Source organism: Pseudomonas sp. Van50 (genome assembly GCF_055390755.1).
The window spans coordinates 4,555,316-4,578,669 of the sequence record NZ_AP024343.1 but is presented as its reverse complement, the minus strand read 5'-3'; the positions used below and the strand labels follow the sequence as shown (position 1 = coordinate 4,578,669).

21 protein-coding genes are annotated in these 23,354 nt (G+C 61.8%); 7 read left to right on the top strand and 14 right to left on the bottom strand.

Features of this window, described 5'->3' with window-relative positions:
* From ACZ5M5_RS19230 to ACZ5M5_RS19220, 3 genes are read right to left on the bottom strand one after another with little or no spacing between them, the layout of a single operon-like run.
* Window positions 1-1,281: a dihydrolipoamide acetyltransferase family protein gene (locus ACZ5M5_RS19230; protein ID WP_464737820.1), complete on the bottom strand. Its 1,281-nt coding sequence runs from the start codon at window positions 1,279-1,281 to the stop codon at window positions 1-3.
* The gene (locus ACZ5M5_RS19225) at window positions 1,282-2,340 is read right to left on the bottom strand and encodes an alpha-ketoacid dehydrogenase subunit beta (protein ID WP_060741703.1); all 1,059 of its coding nucleotides are present in this window, start codon (window positions 2,338-2,340) and stop codon (window positions 1,282-1,284) included.
* Between the two features lies 1 nt (window position 2,341).
* Complete coding sequence (locus ACZ5M5_RS19220; RefSeq protein WP_060741704.1) at window positions 2,342-3,577, bottom strand: 3-methyl-2-oxobutanoate dehydrogenase (2-methylpropanoyl-transferring) subunit alpha; 1,236 nt, start codon at window positions 3,575-3,577, stop codon at window positions 2,342-2,344.
* Window positions 3,578-3,769: 192 nt separating this feature from the next.
* Between ACZ5M5_RS19220 and bkdR the strand changes: the two genes are divergently transcribed.
* Window positions 3,770-4,258, top strand: coding sequence for a Bkd operon transcriptional regulator BkdR (gene bkdR, locus ACZ5M5_RS19215; RefSeq protein WP_245139237.1), 489 nt, complete (start codon window positions 3,770-3,772; stop codon window positions 4,256-4,258).
* Window positions 4,259-4,385: 127 nt separating this feature from the next.
* On the opposite strand, the gene ACZ5M5_RS19210 is transcribed toward bkdR, so the two are convergent.
* Entirely contained in the window at window positions 4,386-5,249 is an 864-nt protein-coding gene (locus ACZ5M5_RS19210; protein ID WP_464737819.1) for an MBL fold metallo-hydrolase, read from the bottom strand.
* A gap of 207 nt (window positions 5,250-5,456) precedes the next feature.
* Between ACZ5M5_RS19210 and ACZ5M5_RS19205 the strand changes: the two genes are divergently transcribed.
* The gene (locus ACZ5M5_RS19205) at window positions 5,457-6,257 is read left to right on the top strand and encodes a sulfite exporter TauE/SafE family protein (RefSeq protein ID WP_192261069.1); all 801 of its coding nucleotides are present in this window, start codon (window positions 5,457-5,459) and stop codon (window positions 6,255-6,257) included.
* Window positions 6,258-6,384: 127 nt separating this feature from the next.
* Here ACZ5M5_RS19205 and ACZ5M5_RS19200 read toward each other — a convergent pair whose 3' ends face one another.
* The 7 genes from ACZ5M5_RS19200 to ACZ5M5_RS19170 all read right to left on the bottom strand — a co-directional run bounded on the left by ACZ5M5_RS19200 (window position 6,385) and on the right by ACZ5M5_RS19170 (window position 13,507).
* The gene (locus tag ACZ5M5_RS19200) at window positions 6,385-7,254 is read right to left on the bottom strand and encodes an aldose 1-epimerase (RefSeq protein WP_464737818.1); all 870 of its coding nucleotides are present in this window, start codon (window positions 7,252-7,254) and stop codon (window positions 6,385-6,387) included.
* 198 nt (window positions 7,255-7,452) lie between these two features.
* Window positions 7,453-8,733: a TRAP transporter large permease gene (locus ACZ5M5_RS19195; RefSeq protein ID WP_060741712.1), complete on the bottom strand. Its 1,281-nt coding sequence runs from the start codon at window positions 8,731-8,733 to the stop codon at window positions 7,453-7,455.
* Entirely contained in the window at window positions 8,733-9,260 is a 528-nt protein-coding gene (locus tag ACZ5M5_RS19190; RefSeq protein ID WP_060741713.1) for a TRAP transporter small permease, read from the bottom strand. Before ACZ5M5_RS19190 ends, ACZ5M5_RS19195 begins: the two co-directional genes overlap by 1 nt.
* Before the next feature lie 75 nt (window positions 9,261-9,335).
* The gene (locus ACZ5M5_RS19185; RefSeq protein ID WP_060741714.1) at window positions 9,336-10,304 is read right to left on the bottom strand and encodes a TRAP transporter substrate-binding protein; all 969 of its coding nucleotides are present in this window, start codon (window positions 10,302-10,304) and stop codon (window positions 9,336-9,338) included.
* 58 nt (window positions 10,305-10,362) lie between these two features.
* A complete protein-coding gene (locus tag ACZ5M5_RS19180; protein ID WP_060741715.1) occupies window positions 10,363-11,268 on the bottom strand; it encodes an SMP-30/gluconolactonase/LRE family protein in 906 nt (301 codons plus the stop codon).
* 42 nt (window positions 11,269-11,310) lie between these two features.
* Window positions 11,311-12,132, bottom strand: coding sequence for an NAD-dependent epimerase/dehydratase family protein (locus ACZ5M5_RS19175; RefSeq protein ID WP_060741716.1), 822 nt, complete (start codon window positions 12,130-12,132; stop codon window positions 11,311-11,313).
* 145 nt (window positions 12,133-12,277) lie between these two features.
* Window positions 12,278-13,507, bottom strand: a complete 1,230-nt coding sequence (locus ACZ5M5_RS19170) for an OprD family porin (RefSeq protein WP_219739276.1) — start codon at window positions 13,505-13,507, stop codon at window positions 12,278-12,280.
* A gap of 865 nt (window positions 13,508-14,372) precedes the next feature.
* Between ACZ5M5_RS19170 and ACZ5M5_RS19165 the strand changes: the two genes are divergently transcribed.
* The 4 genes from ACZ5M5_RS19165 (at window position 14,373) to ACZ5M5_RS19150 (ending at window position 16,911) form a co-directional block, all read left to right on the top strand.
* A complete protein-coding gene (locus tag ACZ5M5_RS19165; RefSeq protein ID WP_060741718.1) occupies window positions 14,373-14,708 on the top strand; it encodes a DUF6124 family protein in 336 nt (111 codons plus the stop codon).
* A gap of 266 nt (window positions 14,709-14,974) precedes the next feature.
* Window positions 14,975-15,595, top strand: a complete 621-nt coding sequence (locus ACZ5M5_RS19160; RefSeq protein WP_060741719.1) for a TetR/AcrR family transcriptional regulator — start codon at window positions 14,975-14,977, stop codon at window positions 15,593-15,595.
* 225 nt (window positions 15,596-15,820) lie between these two features.
* Window positions 15,821-16,078: a transposase gene (locus ACZ5M5_RS19155; RefSeq protein ID WP_237140769.1), complete on the top strand. Its 258-nt coding sequence runs from the start codon at window positions 15,821-15,823 to the stop codon at window positions 16,076-16,078.
* Window positions 16,075-16,911, top strand: a complete 837-nt coding sequence (locus ACZ5M5_RS19150; protein ID WP_464737817.1) for an IS3 family transposase — start codon at window positions 16,075-16,077, stop codon at window positions 16,909-16,911. The genes ACZ5M5_RS19155 and ACZ5M5_RS19150 overlap by 4 nt, the downstream gene beginning before the upstream one ends.
* A 75-nt stretch (window positions 16,912-16,986) precedes the next feature.
* Here the strand turns inward: ACZ5M5_RS19150 and preA are convergent, their stop codons facing one another.
* The 3 genes from preA to hydA all read right to left on the bottom strand — a co-directional run bounded on the left by preA (window position 16,987) and on the right by hydA (window position 21,250).
* Window positions 16,987-18,261 carry an NAD-dependent dihydropyrimidine dehydrogenase subunit PreA gene (gene preA / locus ACZ5M5_RS19145; protein WP_192261074.1) on the bottom strand — a complete coding sequence of 425 codons (1,275 nt, stop codon included), beginning with the start codon at window positions 18,259-18,261 and terminating at the stop codon, window positions 16,987-16,989.
* Window positions 18,262-19,629, bottom strand: a complete 1,368-nt coding sequence (locus tag ACZ5M5_RS19140) for an NAD(P)-dependent oxidoreductase (RefSeq protein ID WP_103310400.1) — start codon at window positions 19,627-19,629, stop codon at window positions 18,262-18,264.
* A 181-nt stretch (window positions 19,630-19,810) separates the two neighbouring features.
* The gene (gene hydA / locus ACZ5M5_RS19135) at window positions 19,811-21,250 is read right to left on the bottom strand and encodes a dihydropyrimidinase (RefSeq protein WP_060741721.1); all 1,440 of its coding nucleotides are present in this window, start codon (window positions 21,248-21,250) and stop codon (window positions 19,811-19,813) included.
* Window positions 21,251-21,858: 608 nt separating this feature from the next.
* Between hydA and ACZ5M5_RS19130 the strand changes: the two genes are divergently transcribed.
* Window positions 21,859-23,337: an NCS1 family nucleobase:cation symporter-1 gene (locus ACZ5M5_RS19130; protein WP_060741722.1), complete on the top strand. Its 1,479-nt coding sequence runs from the start codon at window positions 21,859-21,861 to the stop codon at window positions 23,335-23,337.
* The last annotated feature ends 17 nt before the right edge of the window (window positions 23,338-23,354 follow it).

The window sequence follows — 23,354 nt, the reverse complement described above, 5'->3', positions numbered from 1 at the left end:
TTACTCCACGAACAGGGTGGCGGGTTGTTCGAGCAGGCCGCGCAGGGCCTGGATGAATTGCGCCGCGTCCATGCCGTCGACCACCCGGTGATCGAAAGAGCTGGAGAGGTTCATCATCTTGCGGATCACGATCTGACCCTTGATAACCATGGGCCGCTCGACGATTTTGTTCACGCCGACAATCGCCACTTCCGGCAGGTTCAGCACCGGCGTGCTGACGATGCCGCCGAGGGCACCGAGGCTGGTCAGGGTGATGGTCGAGCCGGACAGTTCATCGCGACTGGCCTTGCCCGTGCGCGCTGCTGTGGCCAGGCGGGCGATTTCCGCCGCGCTGTCCCACAGGCTGCGGGCTTCGGCGTGACGCACCACCGGCACCATCAGGCCAACGTCGCTCTGGGTGGCGACGCCCACATGCACCGCGCCTGAGCGATTGATGACCTGGGCTTCGTCGTCGTAGCGCGCATTCATTTGCGGAAAGTCCCGCAGGGCCACGACCAGGGCGCGGACCAGGAACGGCAGCAAAGTCAGCTTGCCGCGACTGGCGCCGTGTTTTTCATTCAAGTGAACCCGCAGCTCTTCCAGGGCCGTGACGTCGATTTCCTCGACGTAGCTGAAATGGGCCGCGCGTTGGGTCGCTTCCTGCATGCGCTGGGCGATCTTGCGGCGCATGCCGATCACCGGGATCTGCTGCTCGTCGTGGCGTTCGGCATAACCCGAACCGCCCTTGGCCTGGGACGACGGCCCCTGGGCCAGGTAGGCTTCGAGGTCTTCGTGCAGGACCCGTCCGGCCGGGCCGCTGCCCTGGACCAGACGCAATTGAATGCCCAGGTCCAGCGCGTGTTTGCGCACGGCCGGCGAGGCCAGAGGACGCTCGTCGGGATCGCGGGCCACCGGGGCTTGCGGCGCCGGGCGAGGGGCGGCGGTCTTTTCCAGCACCGGTTCAGGCGTGGCCACTGGCGCCGGCTTCGGCGCCGGCTTCGGCGCCTGCGCAGCCGCCGCGGCGGGAGCCGGTTGTGCCGATTCTTTTAAGTTACCCGCACCTTCGACTTCAATGCGGATCAGTTCGCTGCCCACCGCCATGACTTCACCCGGCTCGCCGCCCAAGGCGATGACCCGGCCATGCACCGGCGAAGGGATGTCCACCATCGCCTTGTCGGTCATGACATCGGCGAGTACCTGGTCTTCGACCACCATGTCGCCGACCTTGACGTGCCACACCGACAATTCAACTTCGGCGATGCCTTCGCCAATGTCCGGCATCTTGATAACGTGCGTGCCCATTCAGACCTCCATGACCCGTTTCAACGCCGCGCCCACTCGGGACGGCCCAGGGAAATACGCCCACTCCTGCGCATGCGGGTAGGGGGTGTCCCAACCGGTGACACGCTCGATGGGCGCTTCCAGGTGGTGGAAGCAGTGTTCTTGCACCAACGACACCAGTTCGGCGCCGAAACCGCAGGTGCGGGTGGCTTCGTGGACGACCACGCAACGGCCGGTCTTCTTCACGGATTTGACGATGGTCTCAAGGTCCAGCGGCCAGAGGCTGCGCAGGTCGATGACTTCGGCGTCGATGCCGGTTTCTTCGGCCGCCACTTGGGAAACGTAGACCGTGGTGCCGTAGGTGAGAATTGTCACGTCCTTGCCCGGACGGGTGATGGCGGCGACGTCCAGCGGCACGGTGTAGTAACCGTCCGGCACCTGGGCCGAGGGGTGTTTCGACCACGGGGTTACCGGGCGGTCGTGGTGGCCGTCGAACGGGCCGTTATACAGGCGCTTGGGTTCGAGGAAGATCACCGGGTCATCGTTTTCGATGGAGGCGATCAGCAAGCCCTTGGCGTCGTAGGGGTTGGACGGCATCACGGTGCGCAGGCCGCAGACCTGGGTGAACATCGCCTCGATGCTCTGGCTGTGGGTCTGGCCGCCGTAGATGCCGCCGCCGCAGGGCATGCGCAGGGTCATCGGCGCGGTGAACTCGCCGGCCGAGCGATAGCGCAGGCGCGCCGCTTCGGAAATGATCTGGTCCGACGCCGGGTAGACGTAGTCGGCGAACTGGATCTCGGCCACCGGCCGCAGCCCGTAGGCGCCCATGCCCACCGCCACGCCGACGATGCCGCTTTCGGAAATCGGTGCGTCGAACACCCGCGAGGTGCCGTATTTGTTCTGCAGGCCTTCGGTGCAGCGGAACACGCCGCCGAAGTAGCCCACGTCCTGGCCGAACACCACGACGTTGTCGTCGCGTTCGAGCATCACGTCCATGGCCGAGCGCAGGGCCTGGATCATGGTCATGGTGGTAGTGGTCATGGCGGTGTCCAACGCAATATTGTTGTTGTGATCGTTCATGTCAGATCCCCAACTGCTGACGCTGGCGCTTCAAGTGCTCCGGCATCTCTTTGTAGACGTCTTCGAACATGGTCGCGGCGCTGGGAATCTGCCCGCCGGCGAGGGTGCCGTACTGTTCGGCTTCCTTCTGCGCGGCGATCACCTCGGCTTCGAGTTCGGCGCTGACCGCCGCATGTTCCTCTTCGGACCACTGGCCGATCTTGACCATGTGCTGCTTGAGACGGGCAATCGGATCGCCCAGCGGGAAGTGGCTCCAGTCGTCGGCGGGGCGGTACTTGGAGGGATCGTCCGAGGTGGAGTGCGGGCCGGCGCGGTAAGTGACCCATTCGATCAGCGCCGGGCCGAGGTTGCGGCGGGCGCGTTCGGCGGCCCAGCGCGAGGCGGCGTAGACCGCCATGAAATCGTTGCCATCGACACGCAGGGAGGCGATGCCGCAACCGACGCCGCGTCCGGCGAAGGTCGTGGCTTCACCGCCGGCAATGGCCTGGAAGGTGGAAATCGCCCACTGGTTGTTGACCACGTTGAGGATCACCGGCGCCCGGTAGACGTGGGCGAAGGTGAGGGCGGTGTGGAAGTCCGATTCGGCGGTGGCGCCGTCACCGATCCAGGCCGAGGCGATCTTGGTATCGCCCTTGATCGCCGAGGCCATGCCCCAGCCCACGCCCTGGATGAATTGCGTGGCGAGGTTGCCGGAAATGGTGAAGAAACCGGCGTCCTTGACCGAGTACATGATCGGCAATTGCCGGCCCTTGAGCGGATCGCGCTCGTTGGACAGCAGTTGGCAGATCAGGTCCACCAGCGGCACCTCGCGGGCCATCAGGATGCTTTGCTGGCGGTAGGTGGGGAAGCACATGTCGTCGATGTTCAACGCCAGGGCCTGGGCGCTGCCGATGGCTTCTTCGCCAAGGCTTTGCATGTAGAACGACATCTTTTTCTGGCGCTGGGCGACCACCATGCGGTTGTCGTAGATACGCGTCTTGAGCATGGCGCGCATGCCTTTGCGCAGGATCTCGACGGGAATGTCCGCCGCCCAGTCGCCCAAGGCATTGCCCTGGTCATCGAGCACGCGGATCAGGCTGCGGGCCAGGTCGGCGGTGTCGGCGGGTTCGACGTCGATGGGAGGTTTGCGCACTGTGCCGGCATCGGACAGATGCAGGTAGGAAAAGTCGGTCTTGCAGCCGGGACGGCCCGAGGGTTCGGGGACGTGCAGGCGTAGCGGTTCGTACGCTGGGTTCATGGCTTTCTACGCTCGATCTTGTGAATTTCTTGTAGTGGGCGCGCTAGCTGACGAATGTCCCCGGGTAGGGGAAATTGTCCTACAACAATCATAGGCTCGACGAAGAAGAATATTTTTCTCTGTTAGCTTGCTGTTCAGATCATTTGCAGATAAAAAATCTGCACAACGATAAAAAACAGGATTATTTGTCTCATGCGTAAATTGGATCGCACCGATATCGGCATTCTGAACAGCCTTCAGGAAAACGCCCGCATCACCAACGCCGATCTCGCCCGTTCGGTCAATCTGTCGCCGACGCCGTGCTTCAACCGGGTCCGGGCGATGGAGGAGTTGGGCGTGATCCGCGAGCAGGTCACGCTGCTGGATGCCGACCTGCTGGGGCTGCACGTCAACGTGTTCATCCATGTGAGCCTGGAGAAGCAGGTGGAGGAGGCGTTGCAGCACTTCGAGGAGGCGATTTCCGACCGGCCGGAGGTGATGGAGTGCTACCTGATGGCCGGCGATCCGGACTACCTGATCCGCGTGCTGGTGCCGACCATCCAGTCGCTGGAGCGGTTCATGATGGACTTCCTGACCAAGGTCCCGGGGGTGGCGAACATCCGTTCGAGCTTTGCCCTCAAGCAGGTGCGCTACAAGACCGCGCTGCCGTTGCCGGCCAATGGGCTGACCTTGGGAGCCTGAGGCTCATTGTTGCCTGATCCACTGCCATCGCGAGCAAGCTCGCTCCTACACTGGATTGGTGGTGTTAATCAATCCCCTGTGGGAGCGAGCTTGCTCGCGATGAGGCCATCACATTCAGTACAAGCTTCTAAAGCTGATTGATCGGAATCTTCAGGTACGTCACGCCATTGTCCTCGGCCGGCGGCAGATGGCCGGCCCGCACATTCACCTGGATCGCCGGCAACAGCAGCGTCGGCATGCCCAGCGTCTTGTCGCGCTGGGTACGCATGGCCACGAACGAAGCTTCATCGATGCCATCGCGGACATGAATGTTGTGCTGGCGCTGCTCACCCACAGTGCTCATGCAGTGGGGCTCGCGTTCCTCCGGTGGATAGTCGTGGCACACATACAGCCGTACCCCGGCGGGGAAGGCCAGCAGCTTGCGGATCGAGGCGTAGAGCTGATGGGCATTGCCGCCAGGGAAGTCGCAACGGGCGGTGCCTACGTCGGGCATGAACAGCGTGTCGCCCACCAGGATCACGTCGCCATCGATCAGGTAGGCCATGTCCGCCGGGGTGTGGCCGGGCACGTGCAGGGCGGTGGCCTTGAGGTTGCCAATGAAGAAGGACTCGTCGGCGGCGAACAGGTGATCGAACTGCGAGCCGTCCACCGCGAATTGCGGTTCGAGGTTGAACAGCGCCTTGAAGACGCTCTGGACCTGATTGATGGACTGGCCGATGGCAATCTTGCCGCCCAGTTTCTGGCGCAGGTAGGGCGCGGCCGACAAGTGGTCGGCGTGGGCATGGGTTTCCAGTAGCCATTGCACGTTCAATCGGTGTTCGCCCACGAAGGCGATCACCCGGTCGGCCTGTTCGGTGGCGGTGCGTCCCGACGTCGGGTCGTAGTCGAGCACTGGATCGACCACCGCGCATTGCCCATCGTCGTGCTCGAAAATGACGTGGGTATAGGTCTTTGAGGCGGGGTCGAGAAAGCTTTGGATCTGCGCGGGCATGACAGCGAACCTGTGCGGGAAGAGCTCATGAAAGGGGGCTGCTACGCAGCCCAGCGGGAGCAAGCGCCCTCGCCACATACCAATCTAAAATAGCTTGTTGCAACGCTTGGGACTTACAACATATGGTCCGCAGCTTAGTGAGGGCCAAGGCGTCCTGCAAATGCGATCGCACCTGCCAACAGGTGTGCGCGGCTTGAGAGAACCTGAATGTTACTGGCAAGTTTTTTTGGTGTGGTCATGGGCTTGCTCCTTGGCCTGACGGGGGCGGGCGGCGGCATCCTGGCGGTGCCGGCGTTGGTGTTGGGCCTGGGCTGGAGCATGACCCAGGCCGCGCCGGTGGCGTTGTTCGCGGTGGGTAGCGCGGCGGCGGTGGGGGCCATCGACGGGCTGCGCCATGGCCTGGTGCGCTACCGTGCGGCCCTGCTGATCGCACTGCTGGGCGCGGTGTTTTCGCCGCTGGGCATCTACCTCGCCCACCAGCTCTCGGAAAAAATCCTGATGATGCTGTTCAGCCTGCTGATGGTGCTGGTGGCGGCGCGCATGTTGCGTCGCGAAACGCCGCAAGTGGGGCCCAGCGATCATGGCGCCGCCAGTTGGGGCCAGAAAAACTGCATGCTCGACCGCCAGACCGGCCGCCTGGCCTGGACGCCCCGTTGCACCGCCACGCTGTCGGCATTGGGCGCGGTGACTGGCCTGGTCTCGGGGTTGCTGGGCGTGGGGGGCGGCTTCCTGATCGTGCCGGCGTTCAAGCAACTGACCGATGTGCAGATGCGCGGGATCGTCGCGACGTCCTTGATGGTCATCAGCCTGATTTCGTTGATTGGCGTGGTGGGCGCGTTTCATGCCGGGGTGAGCATCGACCGGGTAGGGATGGCGTTCATTGCGGCGAGCATCGTCGGGATGGTGCTCGGGCGGCGAGTGGCGGCCAAGGTTCCGGCCCGGGCGCTGCAAGTGGGGTTCGCCGGGGTGTGCCTGGGGGTGGCGTTGTTCATGTGGGTGCGGGCGTAGTCCCGGCTGGACACAATCTGTGGCGAGGGAGCTTGCTCCCGCTGGACTGCGCAGCAGGCCCCTACGGTCTCCAGGGCGTCTGCTTCGCAGCCGAGCGGGAGCAAGCTCCCTCGCCACGGGTGTGTGTCTACAGCAACCGGCACTGCATCGAAAACCCCAGCGCCACCGATTGCCCTTGCTCCAGCAGGCGCAACCCTGGCCGCCCAGGCAGGTGGTGGGCGTTGACCGGGTGACTGACCGGTTCAATGCAAAAGAAATCCAGGCCCACGGGGCAGTAGAGCAGGAAGTAATCGCAGCCGCTGGCCTGGCACTCCAGCTCATAACCCAGGTCCGGCTGTTGGATCAGGCAATGCCCGTCCCAGCCACCGAAGCCGTTGTCCACGAGGGTCTCTGGCAGTAAGCGGGCCTCCTGGAAGTTCCAGTGTTCGGGGAGGTCGATCCGTTCCGTCGGCAGTTTCGTGGCGTCGCACAGCCAGGTTTCGCTCGCCCGGGTTTGCAGGCGCGTGCCGGCGGTGCGCGGGAAGTATGGGTGCAGGCCGAGGCCATGCCACGCCGGCTGTTTCGCCGTGTGGGTGACGAGCATCGCGATCTGCAACTGGCCGCCGCGCAAGCGGACACGCAAACTGGCGCAGTAACCGAACGGGTGCTGACTGTCGAGTTGCAGCAGCGCTTCCTGGGCATTCTGTTCGGTCACTTGCCACGGTTGCTGCCAGGCGCTGCCATGGATGGGGAACGGGTCGTTGGGGCTGTTGGCCTCCAGGGCCAGCCAGCCGCCAGGGCAATCGAAACCGCCGTGGGCGATCCGGTTCGACCAGGGGATCAATGGGAAGCCACCGAGCTTGCCGGGCAGGCCGTTTTCCAGGGCTTGCGGCGCGGGCGGGCGTAGCAGCGGGGCGCCGCTGCTGCGCAAGGTCCAGTCCACCAGGCTGGCGCCCAGATGCGGGGCCAGCGTGAGGCGGGTCAGTTCGTCTTCGAGATGCAGAAGAGGTGGGGTCATGGTGGTTGTCTGCTGGATTGAAAAGCAGTGAGGAAATGCAGATTTTGTGTGGACGCTGTTGTGGCGAGGGAGCTTGCTCCCGCTGGGTGGCGAAGCCGCCCCAAAAATTTGTGCTGAAACAAATAACTTGGGCCTGCTTCGCAGTCCAGCGGGAGCAAGCTCCCTCGCCACAAGGGTGCTTGCTTGCTGATGGAATGGTTACAACACCAGGTGCGGCAACCACAGCGACAGGGCTGGCACATAGGTCACGAGCATCAGCACCAGGAACAGCACGGCGTAGAACGGCAGCAGTGCCTTGACCGTGCTTTCGATACTGACCTTGCCGATGGCGGAGCCGACGAACAGCACCGCCCCCACGGGTGGCGTTATCAGCCCGATGCCCAGGTTCACCAGCATGATCATGCCGAACTGCACCGGGTCCACGCCGATGCCGACGATAACCGGCATCAGGATCGGCGTGAGGATCAGGATCAGCGGCGCCATGTCCATAACGGTGCCCAGCAGCAGCAACATCACGTTGATGCACATCAGGATCACGTAGCGGTTGTCCGACAGGGTCAGGAACATCGTGGTGATCTTCGCCGGGATCTGCATCAGCGTCATGATGTAGCCGAAGCTGGCGGCGAAGCCGATCAGGATCATCACGATGGAGATGGTGCGCACGGTGCGGTGCATCAGCTTCGGCAGTTCACGCCACTTGTAGTCGCGGTAGATGAACATGGTCACGAAGAACGACCACAGCACCGCGATGGCCGCCGATTCGGTGGCGGTGAAGATGCCCGAGAGGATGCCGCCGAGGATGATCACCATCGCCATCAGGCCCCACAGGGCTTCGCCGACGATTTTCAACGCCTGGCGCATCGGGATCACTTCGCCCTTGGGGTAGTTGCGCTTTTTCGCGAAGATCAGGCACAACACCATCAGGCACGCGCTCATCAGCAAGCCTGGCACGATGCCCGCCATGAACAGCGAGGCAATCGAGACCGTACCGCCGGCAGCCAGGGAGTAGAGCACCGAGTTATGGCTTGGCGGGGTGAGCAGGGCTTGCACCGAACCGCTGACGGTCACGGCGGTGGAAAAGTCCCGTGGATAGCCCTTGCGTTCCATTTCCGGAATCAGCACCGAGCCCACCGACGCGGTGTCGGCCACTGACGAACCGGAGATCGCGCCGAAGAAGGTCGAGGCGACGATGTTGACTAGTGACAGGCCACCACGCACAAAACCCACCAGCACCCCGGCACACGCCACCAAGCGGCGGGACATGCCGCCCTCGGCCATGATCGCACCGGCCAGCACGAAGAACGGAATGGCCAACAGGGAGAACTTGTTCACCCCGCCCGCCACCTGGATCATCACGGCCTGGAACGGGATGTCGATCCACCACGCCCCGATCAGGGCGGCAGCGCCCAAGGCGTAGGCGACCGGCATGCCGATCAGGATCAACACGATAAAACTGCCCAGCAGTATCAGAGCGTCCATTAAGCGGCACCTTCACTTTCTTCAACCAGGTCGAACTGCACGACCCGCCGTTTGCTCTGGTCACCGAGCAAGAGTTTTTCCAGGACGAAAACCAGCGTCAGCAAGCCGCCCAGGGGAATCGGCAAATAGGTCACGCCAACTCGCAGGCCGGGCAGGGAAGCCATGAACTGGTTCCAGGTGGACATGCACAGCTTGAAGCCCCAGACCGTCATGAAGATGCAGATCAGGGCCATGAGCAATTGGGAAAAGATCGACGCCGCGGATTTCAGGTGCGGTGGCATGCGGTCGGTGAGCATGGCCACGGCCATGTGCGCACCGGCACGGTAACTGGCGGCGGCACCAATGAAGGTGAACACCATCATCAGCAGGATCGCCGTGGGCTCGGGCCAGCTCGAGCCGGAGCCCAGCACGTAGCGGGCGAACACGCCCCAGGGAATCATCAGGGAAATCGCCAGGACGGAAAGGCCGGCAACCCAGATGCACGTCATGTAGATCTTATCGTTGATACGCAGCAGCAAATTCTTCATCGGGTTCCACCGTAACCGGGCACGCCTTGGGCATCAGGCGTGCCGGGCCTTTTCATGAGTACAGAACGGGAGGCGTTACTGAACGGCTTCGATACGCTTGATCAGGTCGGCATAGGGCGCGCCGTACTTGGCCCGTACCGGTGCGGTGGCGTCGTAGAAGGGTTTTTTGTCGACCGTGATGAACTCGACACCCGCAGCCTTGAGTTTTTCTTCGCTGGCGGTGGACTTCTGGTCCCACAGCGCACGCTCTTCGGCCTGGGCGGCCTTGGCGGCTTTCCTGACCATTGTCTGTTGATCCGGGGTCAGTTTTTCCCAAGTGATTTTCGACATCACGATCGGCTCTGGCAGGATCAGGTGTCCGGTGAGGCTGTAGTATTTGGCGTTTTGGTAGTGGTTGTGTTCGAGCAGGGTCGGCGGGTTGTTTTCCGCGCCGTCGATCACGCCGGTCTGCAGGGCGCTGAAGATTTCACCGGTGTCCATCGCGATACCGTTGGCGCCCATGGCGTTCATCATCTCGATGAACATCGGGTTGCCTTGCACGCGGATTTTCATGCCCTTGAGGTCTTCGAGCTTGCGCACCGGCTTCTTGGTGTAGATGTTGCGCGTGCCGCCGTCCATCCAGGCCAGGGCCACCAGGCCGAACTCGGAGTTGGTGATCCGGTCGAGGATCGCATCGCCCACATCACCGTCGATGACGGCGCGCATGTGGGCCTGGTCGCGGAAGATGAACGGCATGTTGAACACGTTCACATCCGGTACCACAGGACCGACGATACCCAGGCTGACCCGGGACATCTGTATCGCGCCGACTTGCATCTGCTCGATGACTTCCTTTTCGGAACCCAATACACCGCCTGGGAAGTATTTGAAGGTCAGCTCGCCGTTGGTCTCTTTGGTCAGGGTCTTGCCCATGCTTTCTTCGGCCATCACGGTGGGGTAGCCCTTGGGATGGATGTCGGCGATCTTGAGTTCAAGGGCATGGGCCGCCTGGGCCAGGAAAGCCAGGGGGAGGGCTGCGATCAGAAGCGTGCGTTTGAAATTCATGGTCAATCTCCAGTTTGTTGTTTTTTTTATGGCTCATTCAGCAAAGCGGTGAAGCAGATCATTTCGCGGCGTGTTTCAGCCCTCCGAAAACCGGTTCAGCCAGGCCCTTGACGCCGGGCTTGAGGGCGAACACACCACCGGCCAGGGACTGTGGGTCGTTGTCGTCGCCGGGGCGGATCGAGGTGACGAAGAGGGTGTCCAGGCGGCTGCCGCCAAAGGCGCACATGGTGGGTTTTTTCACCGGCACTTCCAGCGAACGGTCGAGACGTCCATCGGGGGTGAAACGGTGAATCAGCCCAGCGTCGTTGGCGCAGATCCAGTAGCAACCGTCGGCGTCGACTGCCGCGCCGTCCGGGCGACCGGCCAGGGGCAGCATGTCGACGAACAGCCGCCGGTTGGATGGGGTGCCGCTGTCGATGTCGTAATCGAAAGCCCAGATCTGCTGGCTCAACGGGTGTGAATCGGAGAGGTACATCGTCCGCCCGTCCGGGCTGAAGCCCAGGCCATTGGGCACGATGAAACCGCTCAGTTGCGCCTCGACCGGGCTGCGTTGCCCGGCTTCATACCGGTACATCCGGCCCTCGTCGACGTTGGCGGCCATGTTCAGCACCATGCTGCCGGCCCAGAAGCGGCCCTGGCGGTCGCAACGGCCATCGTTGAGGCGCATGTCGACGCGGCTGTGCTCGACGCTCCCACAGAGTTCGCTGTCGAGGCTGCCGTCGTCATGGGGGTGCAGGCGGAAGAAACCGCTTTCCATGCCCGCGACCCAGCCGCCGTCCTGGTGACGGGCAATGCAGGCAAGCATTTCGGGGGCTTCCCAGCCCTGGATTTTTCCGCTGCTGGCATTCCAGCGTTGCAGGCCACCGCTGGGGATGTTCACCCAATACAGGGCGTTTTCCTCGGGGACCCACACCGGGCTCTCCCCGACGGCGTTGCGTGCATCGACAATCAATTCGGCTTGCATGGTGATTCCTTTGTCCGTTCGTATCCCATGGAAACAGGCCAATCAGTCGTCGAACGGGCCGGCTGCGACGAAGGCACCGCCCTGGTAGATCCTGGCCGGGTCGTCGGCGGCTGGCATTGGCTGGGCTTCGATCTTGTCGCGGAAAATCTCGGAAGTGTCCTTGGGTTGGTAACCCAGGTGCGCGGCGTGGCTGTTGTCCCACCAGACGTCGCGGTTGGCGGACACGCCATAGACCACGGTGTGGCCGACCTTGGGCGTGTAGAGCGAGCATTCGAGCAGTTGGGTGAGGTCGTCGAAGCTCAGCCAGGTGCTCATCATCCGGCGGTTCTGTGGCTCGGCGAACGACGAGCCAATGCGGATGCTCACGGTCTCGATGCCGTAGCGATCGAAGTAGAAACTGGCGACGTCTTCGCCGTAGGACTTGGACAGGCCGTAGTAGCCATCCGGGCGGCGCGGGGAGAGGGCGTCGAGGGCCTCGTCCTGCTTGTAGAAGCCGATGACGTGGTTGGAACTGGCGAAGATCACGCGCTTGACGCCGTGCTTGCGGGCGGCTTCGTAGATGTGGAACACGCCACTGATGTTGGCGCCGAGGATCTCTTCGAACGGGCGCTCCACCGAAACACCCCCGAAATGCAGGATGGCATCGACACCTTCCACCAGTTGGTGCACGGCGTGCTTATCAGACAGGTCGCACGGCACCACTTCTTCGCTTTCATCGATGGCCGGGGCCATGTTGGCGATGTCCGACAGCCGGATGTGACGGGCGAAAGGCTTGAGGCGCTCGCGCAGGACTTTGCCCAGGCCGCCGGCGGCGCCGGTCAGCAGCAGGCGATTGAGGGGTTGGCGAATCGGTGTCGTCGTCATGGCATTACCTGAGCAAACAGTGAGTGATATCCGTTGTATAGGCCATATGACCGCGGGCAAAGGGTGACCTTTCCTTGTGGGAGCGAGCCTGCTCGCGAAGGCGCCAGCCCAGCCGCCCCCTCACCAGCAGACCCACCCAACCGCCTTACAACAAACTGATCGGATAGCTGATGAAAATACGGTTCTCATCGAATTCGTTGGTGCTGTAGTCCCGGCGCATCGTCGAGTTACGCCATTTCACGTTGAGGCTCTTCAACGCACCGCTCTGCACGGTGTAGGCCAGTTCGGTTTCGCGGCCCCATTCCTTGCCGTCGTCGACTGTGGCGGTGTGCACGTTGTCACCGCTGATGTAGCGGTTCATCAGGGTCAGGCCCGGCACGCCGACGGCGGCGAAGTTGAAGTCGTGGCGCAGTTGCCAGGATTTTTCCTTGGCGTTGTCATAGCTGGAGTTGTAGCTGTCGTTGGCCAGGGTGCCGCCGCTGGTGCCGTTGACGCGCATCCAGGCATCGTCGCCGCCGACTTTCTGCAGGCCGACGTAGAAGGTGTTGCCGCCGTATTTGGCCGAGAGCATGGCGAACGCGGTTTTGTTGTCCAAGTCGCCGGCCAAGGCGCTGCCGTCTTCCTTACCGATGAAGTAGCCAAGGTTGGCGCCCAGGGTCCAGTCGCCGATGGGCTGGCTGTGGGTCAGGTTGAAATATTGCTGCTGGTAGATGTCGGACAGTTCCGCGTACCACACGCCAACCTGGGTGCGTTTTTCGTTGAAGGCGTATTCGCCACCGCCGAAGTTGAAACGGTCGGAGGTGAACGCACCGCGACCGTTCATGGACATGTCTTCCATGCTCGCGTCGTTGCGCGGGCTGTTGCCACGGAACTGGCCGCCGTAGAGGCTCAGGCCGTTGATTTCGGTGGAGGTCACCTGGCCGCCACGGAAGGTTTGCGGCAGGGAGCGGCCGTCGTCGGAACGCAGGATCGGCAGCACCGGCATCCACTCGCCGACCTTCAGCTCGGTCTTCGACACCTTGGCCTTCAGGGCTACGCCCAGGCGCCCAAAGTCATCGGCCGGGCGACCGTCGTCATGCACCGGCAGCAATTGCGTACCCGCCGTGCCACGGCCGCCGTCGAGCTTGACCGAGTACATCCCCAGTATGTCCACTCCGAAACCGACCGTACCCTGGGTGAACCCGGACTTGGCGTCGAGGATGAAACTCTGGGTCCACTCTTCGGCCTTGCCCTGGGCGTTGTTCGGGTTGGTGAAGTTGCGGTTGAAATAGGCGTTGCGCAGGTTCAGCGTGGCCTTGGCGTCATCGACGAAGCCTTCGGCACTGGCGGCGGTTGGCAGAAACGCGGCAAGGCTGCTGCAACCGAGCAGGATCAGGGCGGGGCTGGCGTTGAGAAGGGTACGGCGGTTTGGACGGTGGTCGGGCGAAAAACGGACACGTGTGCTCACTATGACGCTCCCTACTTTTTTGTTGTTTTTATTTTTGTCATACGTCGTCGTACAACATTGAGGGGATTATTTGGAAGCGGCTGCTCATTGTCAACTGGCCATTATCGGAATTATCCAACTCGGTCGTGCTTCAAAATGAGGCGATTCAATGGCTGTTGCTGGACGAGGTCAAGATCGCAGGCCGTGGCGCCGGGCAGATTTGTGGTTTTAAGATAGCGGGGAGAGTGCTTGGTTGTGCGATGACTGGTCTAAGACATTAGTCGAATGCCCGCGCGCTCATGGACGGTGAGGTCTCTTGTGGCGAGGGAGCTTGCTCCCGCTGGGCTGCGCAGCAGGCCCAAGTGCTTTGTTTCAGCACAATTTTTGGGGGCGGCTTCGCCACCCAGCGGGAGCAAGCTCCCTCGCCACAGGTGTTTTGTTAACCCAGGCTCCCAGTCCATCAGGGAAACCGTGTTTATTCAGATGTAGGAACGTTCGGGATCGGGCTACGTTGTCTTGCGCCATTGCCTACACCTGCGCCAGAATCCGCCGGCTTGTGCGCCTTGCGGTCGGGTTTTATCGTTTCCGGGTCGCTGAGGAATCAGCGATCGGGTTTGGTAGCCCGGGCTGTCGGTGCATAGCGTCATCGCTTGCGAGTGCAATCATGCACTTCGCTTTTTGGTGGCCATGCGCAGGGCCTCTTCGGAGGCGCCGGCTCCGATGCCCGGTCTACCAACCTTCGTATGGCCGCCACCCTAATTCGTTTGGTAGCGAGAGGGTGTTGGCTCCCTTCTACAGCATCGGAGCTTCAACTATGTTCAAAGTAACCCCCAACCCACCCGATACAGATCCATCCAACGCCAAGGCATTCGACAAAGCCGCCGACCGCATCCTCGACTCCTACCTCAAGCCCAAACCCGGCAAACCCGAGGCCGATCCCGGCCAATTGTTCACCGTCGCCCATGGCGTCGACACCGAAACCCTGCTCGCCAACCTCAGCGAAAACCTGGCCTCGGCCAATGCCATGGTCAATGACCTGGCCTTCGACCTGGAAGGTCCCAGGCGTCACATCGCCTTGGGCATCCAACAATTGATCGAACTGAGCGGATTATTGGCGAACCGCGCGCTGGATAACGTCGAAGCACGCTAGCCGACTCACCACAACCCCCTGTGGCGAGGGAGCTTGCTCCCGCTGGGCTGCGCAGCAGCCCCAAAATGGACTGACGCGGTTCTTCCAGGAACATCGCTCCAGCCGGTTTTACGACTGCTGCGCAGCCGAGCGGGAGCAAGCTCCCTCGCCGCAAGGGCACTGTGTACATCCGCCTGAACGTGCACGGTCAATGGGAAGCGAGCCCCCAGTGTTTTCGAAAGTGGGCGGATGCTAGTCTTGAGCAACGCTGTCGTCAGGGAGCCCTCATGGGCAATCACAAGATCGAGATTCGTCGCAGTAACGTCGAGAAAATCCTGCTGGCCGCCGAGAAGGTCTTTGCCGAGAAAGGCTTCGGCAGCACCGCCATGGCCGACATCGCCGCCGAAGTGCAATTGCCTCGTTCCAACCTGCATTACTACTTCAGCACCAAGAGTGAACTGTACAGCGCCGTGCTGTTCGATCTGCTGGAGGTGTGGAAACAGGATGCCTTGTGCTTCGAAATGTTCGACGACCCGCGGGTGGTGCTCAGCAGCTACATCCGCGCCAAGATGAACCACTCCCGCAGCCGGCCCTACGGCTCCAAGGTCTGGGCCAACGAAATCATCCACGGTGCCCCGACCCTGGGCCAGGCGCTGGATGCCAGCCTCTATGACTGGGCCAAGATGAAGGAAGCGAAAATCCGCCAGTGGGTGGAGGACAAACGCATCCTCCCGGTGGAGCCCTCAAGCCTGCTCTACATGATCTGGGCCTCGACCCAGCACTACGCCGACTTCGACCACCAGATCAATATCCTCAACGACCACCAGCCGCTGTCCGACATGCAATTCGAACGGGCGGTGCAGACGGTGACCGGGGTGATTTTGCGGGGGATCGGGTTGGAGCCTTGAGAATTTTTGGTGAGGCTGATGGCCTCATCGCGAGCAAGCTCGCTCCCACATTGGATCTCTGCTGTACACAACATTTGTGAACGACACGATCCACTGTGGGAGCGAGCTTGAACTGGCCTAATGATTTTGGACACTTCAATCGGGCGCTATGATGGCGCCCAAATCTGAGGTGTTTTGGTTATGCGTAAATCTTACTCCAGTGAGTTCAAACTCAAAGCGGCCAGCATGGTGCTGGACGAGGGACAGTCGGTTCCCGAAGTCTGCGCCAGCCTGGATATTGGGCCCACGGCGCTTCGCCGCTGGGTCGATCAGGTTCGCAAGGAACGCTTGGGTTCGACCCCGGTGGGCGCCAAGGCGATTACCGCTGATCAGCGTGAAATTCAGCAGCTCAAAGCGTTGCTCAGGCAAAAAGACCTGGACATTGAAATCCTAAAAAAGGCCAGTGCTCTCCTGCTTTTGGACTCCAAAGATCATTCTCGTTGATCAATGAGCTGGACGAGCAGTACGGCGTTAACAATTGCTGTCGGGCGTTTGGAGTCAACCGCAGCAGCTTTTACGCCTGGCGTCAGCGCCAAGGCAAAGTGAAGCCCGAGCGGGAGAAACTTAAAGCCGTGCTGGTCGAGCATCACAAGGAGTCCAGAGCATCCGCGGGGTCTCGCACCCTTTCCAAGGAGCTGCAAGCAAAGGGACATCGTGTCGGGCGGCATATGGCTCGCAGCTTGATGCGCGAAGCCGGTGTTGCCAGTCGTCAGCGCCGGCGGCACAGGTACAAATCTTCCGGCGTGGAAGCGTTGGTGGCGCCGCACGTGCTCAAGCGCAAGTTTGATGTCACGGCGATCAACCAGGTGTGGTGTGGCGATGTGACGTACATCAAGGTCGGCAAGCGCTGGATGTATTTCGCGGCGGTGCTGGATCTGTTTGCTCGCCGGATCGTGGGCTGGTCGTTTTCAATGATTTCCGATGCCTCGCTGACCTGCGAAGCGTTGCGAATGGCGGTGCAATTGCGAGGTTGCCCAAAAGAGGTGCTGTTTCATTCCGATCAAGGCTGCCAATACACCAGCCACAAATTCAGGAATGAAATGCGCAAGCATGGACTCCTGCAAAGCATGAGTCGCAAAGGTGAGTGCTGGGACAACGCCCCGATGGAGCGTTTCTTTGGGAGCCTGAAGTCAGAGTGGGTGCCAGAAGATGGCTACAGCTCGGAGCATGAAGCCCGCGTGGATGTGCAGCGTTATGTGATGCGTTACAACAACGTCAGACTCCATAGCTACAACGACTACCGGTCGCCGGTAGCTATGGAGAAACTGGCAGCATGAAACCGTAACTGGTGTCCAAAATTAGTTGACCAGTTCAGCTTGCTCGCGATGGCGCCAGTCCAGACACCCCTACCTTCAAGCTGTTACATGATAGGGATTGCGCGGATCATGGTTCCAATCCAGAAACGGCTTGCCGGTGTCCACCGTCACCATCTCGATGCAGTCCTGCACCGGGCAGGTGATCTGGCACAGGTTGCAGCCCACGCACTCTTCATCGATCACTTCATATTTACGCGTGCCGTCCGCCTGCTTGAAACTGGCAATAGCCTGGTGTGAAGTGTCTTCGCAGGCGATGTGGCAGCGCCCGCAACCGATGCACGCCTCCTGGTCGATCTTGGCGATGACCTGGTAGTTGATGTCCAGGTACTTCCAGTCAGTGGTGTTGCCCACCGCGCGACCGGAGAACGCCTGGAGGTTGGCGTGGCCGTGCTCATCCATCCACCGCGACAAGCCGTCCTTCATCTCGTCGACGATGCGAAACCCATGCAGCATCGCCGCCGTGCAGACCTGCACCGCGCCGCTGCCCAGGGCGATGAATTCCGCCGCGTCGCGCCAACTGCCGATGCCGCCGATGCCGCAGATCGGCAAGCCTTGGGTCTGCGGGTCGCGGGCGATTTCGGCGACCATGTTCAGGGCGATGGGCTTGACCGCCGAACCGCAGTAACCGCCATGGGTGCTCTGGCTGCCGACGCTGGGCAGGGCGACCATGCGGTCCAGGTCGACGCTGGTGATGGAGTTGATGGTGTTGATCAACGACACCGCGTCCGCGCCGCCGCGATGGGCCGCCCGTGCGGCGACGCGGATGTCGGTGATGTTCGGCGTGAGCTTGACGATCACCGGCAGCGAGCAATGGGTCTTGCACCAGCGGGTCACTTGCTCGACGTACTCCGGCACCTGGCCGACCGCCGCGCCCATGCCCCGTTCCGGCATGCCGTGGGGGCAGCCGAAGTTCAACTCGATGCCGTCGGCGCCGGTGGCTTCCACCAGGGGCAGGATGCGTTTCCAGGATTCTTCGACGCAGGGCACCATCAGCGACACGATCAACGCCCGGTCCGGCCAGTCCTTTTTCACCTGGGTGATTTCCCGCAGGTTGATCTCCAGGGAGCGGTCGGTGATCAGCTCGATGTTGTTGATGCCCAAGACCTCGCGATTGGCACCGTAGTGGGCCGAATAACGCGAGGACACATTCACCGCCGCAGGATCCTCACCGAGGGTTTTCCAGACCACGCCACCCCAGCCGGCCTCGAAGGCGCGGACCACGTTGTAGGCCTTGTCGGTGGGTGGTGCGGAGGCCAGCCAGAACGGGTTGGGGGCTTTGATGCCGGCGAAGACAATCGACAGATCGGCCATTTACGCAGCCTCCACGTTAAGCATCAGTTGAGCGTTGATCGCCTCGGCGGCGAGCTTGCCGTGCTGCACCGCCTGCACGGTGAGGTCCTGGTCCAGGCTGGTGCAATCGCCGCCGGCGTAGACACCGGGAACGCTGGTGCGCAGGTGTTCGTCCACCAGAATTCGCCCGTCCTGGCGCTTGAGCTCCCGGGCCAGCGGGTCCACCAGTGCGTGGTCATCGAAGGCTTGGCCGATGGCTTTGAAAACGGCGTCGGCGGCCAGGTCGAAGGTCTCGGCACCGATGACCAGTCGACCGTTTTCCAGATGGGTACGGGAAAAGCGCATGCCGCGCACATGCCCGGCGTCATCGAGCAACACCTGTTGCGGTTGGGCCCAGGTCAGCAGACGCACCTGATTAGCCTTGGCGATGTCTTGCTCATGCAAGGTGGCACCCATGTCTTCAAGGCCACGACGGTAGACCAGGTTGACGTCCCGGGCGCCGAGGCGAGCCATCTGCACGGCCATGTCGATGGCGGTGTTGCCGGCACCGAGCACGATGCAACGGTCGGCCAGCGGCAACTGGCTGAGGTCGTCGGCCTGGCGCAGTTCGCGGATGTACTCGGTGGCGGCCAGCAGCCCCGGCGCCTGCTCGTCGCTCAGGCCCAGTTGTTTGCTGGCGGCCAGGCCGAGGCCGAGGAACACTGCGTCGAACTGCTGGTGAAGGTCGCTCAGGCTCAGGTTCTCGCCGAGTTTCTGGCCGTGACGGATTTCGATGCCGCCGATGTCCAGCAGGAAATCCAGCTCGCGTTGGGCGTAATCGTCCACCAGTTTGTACTTGGCGATCCCATATTCGTTGAGGCCGCCGGCCTTGTCCCGGGCTTCGAAAATCACCACGTCATGGCCATGCATCGCACTGCGGTGCGCACACGCCAACCCCGCCGGCCCGGCCCCGACCACGGCGATGCGCTTGCCGGTGGTGGCGGCACGCTTGAACGGGTGTTCGCTGAAGTGGGCGTTGTCCACCGCGTAGCGTTGCAACGAGCCGATCAACACCGGCGCGCACTCATGGGCGTTGTTGCGCACGCAGGCTTGCTGGCACAGGACCTCCGTGGGGCAGACCCGGGCGCAACTGCCGCCGAGGATGTTGGCCGAGAGGATTTTCTGCGCCGCGCCTTGGACGTTGTCCTGGTGGATGTTGCGAATGAACGACGGAATATCGATCTCGCTCGGACAGGCGTTCACGCAGGGCGCGTCGTAGCAGTACAGGCAGCGGGACGCTTCCAGGTGGGCCTGGCGCGCGTTGAGCGGCGGCGCCAGGTCGCTGAAACGGGCGGCGAGGGTGGCCGGGTCTTCCTGGGAATGGGGGAGGTGACTCAAGGGCTGGATCATGGAGTGGGCCTCACGGTGTTTGAGGTGCTGCCTCTGGTGGGCAGTGGTTTTTTCGGTGTCTGGACTGGCCTCATCGCGAGCAAGCTCGCTCCCACAGGGGATCTGCAGTGCCCATGGCTTTCGCATCCACCCAAATCCAGTGTGGGAGCGAGCTTGCTCGCGATAGGCCGAAGGCCTGGGTTCAGCGCTTCACGGCAACCGGCCTGTGCAACTCCGCCCGCTTGCTCAGCAAATCGAACACCGCCGGGTACGCCGGCCGTTCGATGTAGCGCCCGGCGCCGCGCTCGGCCCGCAGGTCGCCGTCGGCCCACACCAGCCGACCCTGGCTGATGGTGTGGCTGGGCACGCCGCGCACGGTCTTGCCTTCGAAGATGTTGAAGTCCACTTGCTGGTGGTGGGTCTTGGCTGAGATCGTGCGGCTGCCCTGGGGATCCCAGAGCACCAGGTCCGCATCGGCGCCGACGCGGATCGCCCCCTTGCGTGGGTAGAGATTGAAAATCTTCGCGGCGTTGGTGGAGGTGAGGGCGACGAAGTCCTGCATCGACAATTTGCCGCTGTTGACCCCCTCGTCCCAGAGCACCGCCATGCGGTCTTCGATCCCGGCGGTGCCGTTGGGGATCTTGCTGAAGTCGTCACGCCCGGCAGCCTTCTGTTCGGCGCAGAAGCAGCAGTGGTCGGTGGCGGTGGTGTGCAGGTTGCCGGACTGCAAGCCGTGCCAGAGTGCCTCTTGATGCCCGCGTGGGCGGAAGGGCGGGCTCATCACGTAGCCGGCGGCGGTCTGCCAATCGGGATCGCGATAGACACTGTCGTCCAGCAACAGATGCCCGGCCAGTACTTCACCGTAGACCGGTTGGCCCTTGCTGCGGGCGTAGGTGATTTCGTCCAGGGCTTCCTTGGTGGACACGTGCACCAGGTACAGCGGCGTGCCCAGGGTTTCGGCGATGCGGATGGCGCGGCTCGCGGCTTCGCCTTCCACTTGCGAAGGGCGTGACAAGGGATGGGCTTCGGGGCCGGTGATGCCCTGGGCCAGCAGCTTGCGTTGCAGGTGGTAGACCAGTTCGCCATTCTCGGCATGCACGGTGGGCACCGCGCCCAATTCCAGGCAGCGCTCGAAACTCGCGACCAAGGTGTCGTCAGCGGCCATGATTGCATTCTTGTAGGCCATGAAATGCTTGAAGCTGTTCACGCCGTGATGGCTGACCAACTCGGCCATTTCTTCGCGGACCTGTTCGCTCCACCAGGTAATCGCCACGTGGAAACCGTAGTCACTGGCGCTTTTCTCGGCCCAGCCCCGCCACTGATGAAAGGCTTCCATCAGCGACTGTTGGGGGTTGGGAATCACGAAGTCGATGATCGACGTGGTGCCACCGGCGAGACCCGCCGCCGTGCCGCTGAAGAAGTCTTCACTGGCGACCGTGCCCATGAACGGCAACTGCATATGCGTATGGGGGTCGATGCCGCCGGGCATCAGGTATTGACCGCTGCCATCGAGCACTTCGACAGCGGCCGGAACATCCAGGTTGTCACCGATGGCCTTGATCACGCCGTCGGCGCAAAACACATCGGCGCGATAACTTTCATCATGGGTAATAACGGTGGCGCCACGGATCAACAGAGACATTCCGAGTTCCTCGCAGGCATGACCGACTGTTGCCGGTTCTTTATGTTTTATCGATCACGGTAGGTAAAGTCGTGCCGGTTTATGTTCTTGTCACAACTGTCAGGATTAGACGCTAGCTGGAGTTTTTGAAATGAGCAAGATTATTTTTTATAAGCTTATGCGTTAATTAACTTATTGAAATTAAAGTATTAATTTATTGATTCACCAAAATGGTGAGCCTGCTCACCATTTTGACGCACTTGACAGGATCGTTATTTGAGCGAGATTTGTCATGGTAAATCAGCGGCTTGAAAGCGTTGCAAGTGCGGTCTAGACACCTCGCGTCGATCCGGGGTGCACCACTTTGAATCTCCCCCTCGACAGGGCGTGAAGGTCATCTAGCCTCAAGGGCGGTAAGCAGGGAGTGACACAAGGCAATAACGTGGCGTTAAAACGTTAAACATCAAAAGGTTGAAAGGGTTATATCGATCATCCGGTCAGCTCGGCGCATTATCCGGCACGGTTATTGAGTGCTGTCGTGGGGCTGGCGGGGTGGTCGGTAGCACGCGTGCAAGTACTCCGGCCATCGCCCGTCGATGAGCAAAAATAATGAAAACAGTGGAGCGGACATGACCAGATCAACAGTGACCGAGCGCGACGGATTGTTCGAGCTTGAAGCCGGCAGCGACGTCCTCGACAGCCCCCGTTATAACCACGACATCGCGCCGACCAAGGTGCACGAGCGAACCTGGAACAAATGGCACATCACCGCGCTGTGGGTGGGCATGGCGATCTGCGTGCCGACCTACACCCTTGGCGGCGTGCTCACCGCCTATTTCGGCCTGACGGTGGGCGAGGCGCTGCTGGCGATCCTGTTTGCCAACATCATCGTGCTGATCCCCCTGACCCTGAACGCCTTCGCCGGGACCAAGTACGGCATTCCGTTTCCGGTGCTGTTGCGCTCGTCCTTTGGCGTCATCGGTTCCAACGTGCCGTGCCTGATCCGCGCCTTGGTGGCGTGCGGCTGGTTCGGCATCCAGACGATGTTCGGCGGGCTGGCGATCCACCTGTTTCTCGGCTCGGTGTTCGACGGCTGGAAGAGCCTGGGCGGCACCGGCGAAGTGATCGGCTTCATGGTGTTCTGGGTCATCAACCTGTGGGTGGTGTTGCGCGGCGCCGAGTCGATCAAGTGGCTGGAAACCTTGTCTGCGCCGCTGCTGGTGCTGGTGGGCGTCGGTCTGTTGGTGTGGGCATTGCCCAACGTTTCATTGACTGAACTGATGGCGGTCCCGGCCAAGCGGCCCGAAGGTGCCGGGGTGACCGGCTATTTCCTTGCCGGGCTGACGGCCATGGTCGGTTTCTGGGCCACCCTGTCGTTGAACATTCCGGACTTCAGCCGGTATGCCAAGAGCCAGAAAGACCAAGTCGTGGGGCAGATCATCGGCCTGCCGCTGACCATGTTCCTGTTCGCCTCCCTCGGCGTGGTCATGACTGCCGCCTCGGAAAAACTGGTGGGGGTGACCGTCTCCGACCCAGTGACCTTGATCGGGCACATCCAGAGCCCGGTGTGGGTGGCGCTGGCCATGGTGCTGATCATCGTCGCCACGCTGTCGACCAACACCGCCGCCAACATCGTTTCGCCGACCAACGACTTCCAGAACCTGGCGCCGAAACTGATCGGCCGCACCAAGGCCGTGATGCTCACCGGGCTGGTGGGGCTGGCGCTGATGGCCCACGAACTGTTGAAGAAACTCGGCCTGATCGTCTCCGAGGTCAGCCTCGAGTCGGTCTATTCCAATTGGTTGCTGGGCTATTCAAGCCTGCTGGGGCCGATTGCCGGGATCATGGTGGTGGATTATTTCCTGATCAAGAAACAGCAACTGGACCTGGCCGGGTTGTACCGCGACGACATTTACCCGGCGTGGAACTGGAACGGCTTCATCGCCTTTGGCGTGCCGGTGGTGCTGACCTTGTTGTCCCTGGGCAGCGACGCGTTCAGCTGGTTCTACAGCTACGGCTGGTTCACCGGCTCGGCGCTGGGTGGGGTGATTTATTACGGGTTGTGCAGCATGCGAGCGAGCCCGTCCGTCGCTAAAACCGCGGTGTGAGGGAGGGCCTCATCGCG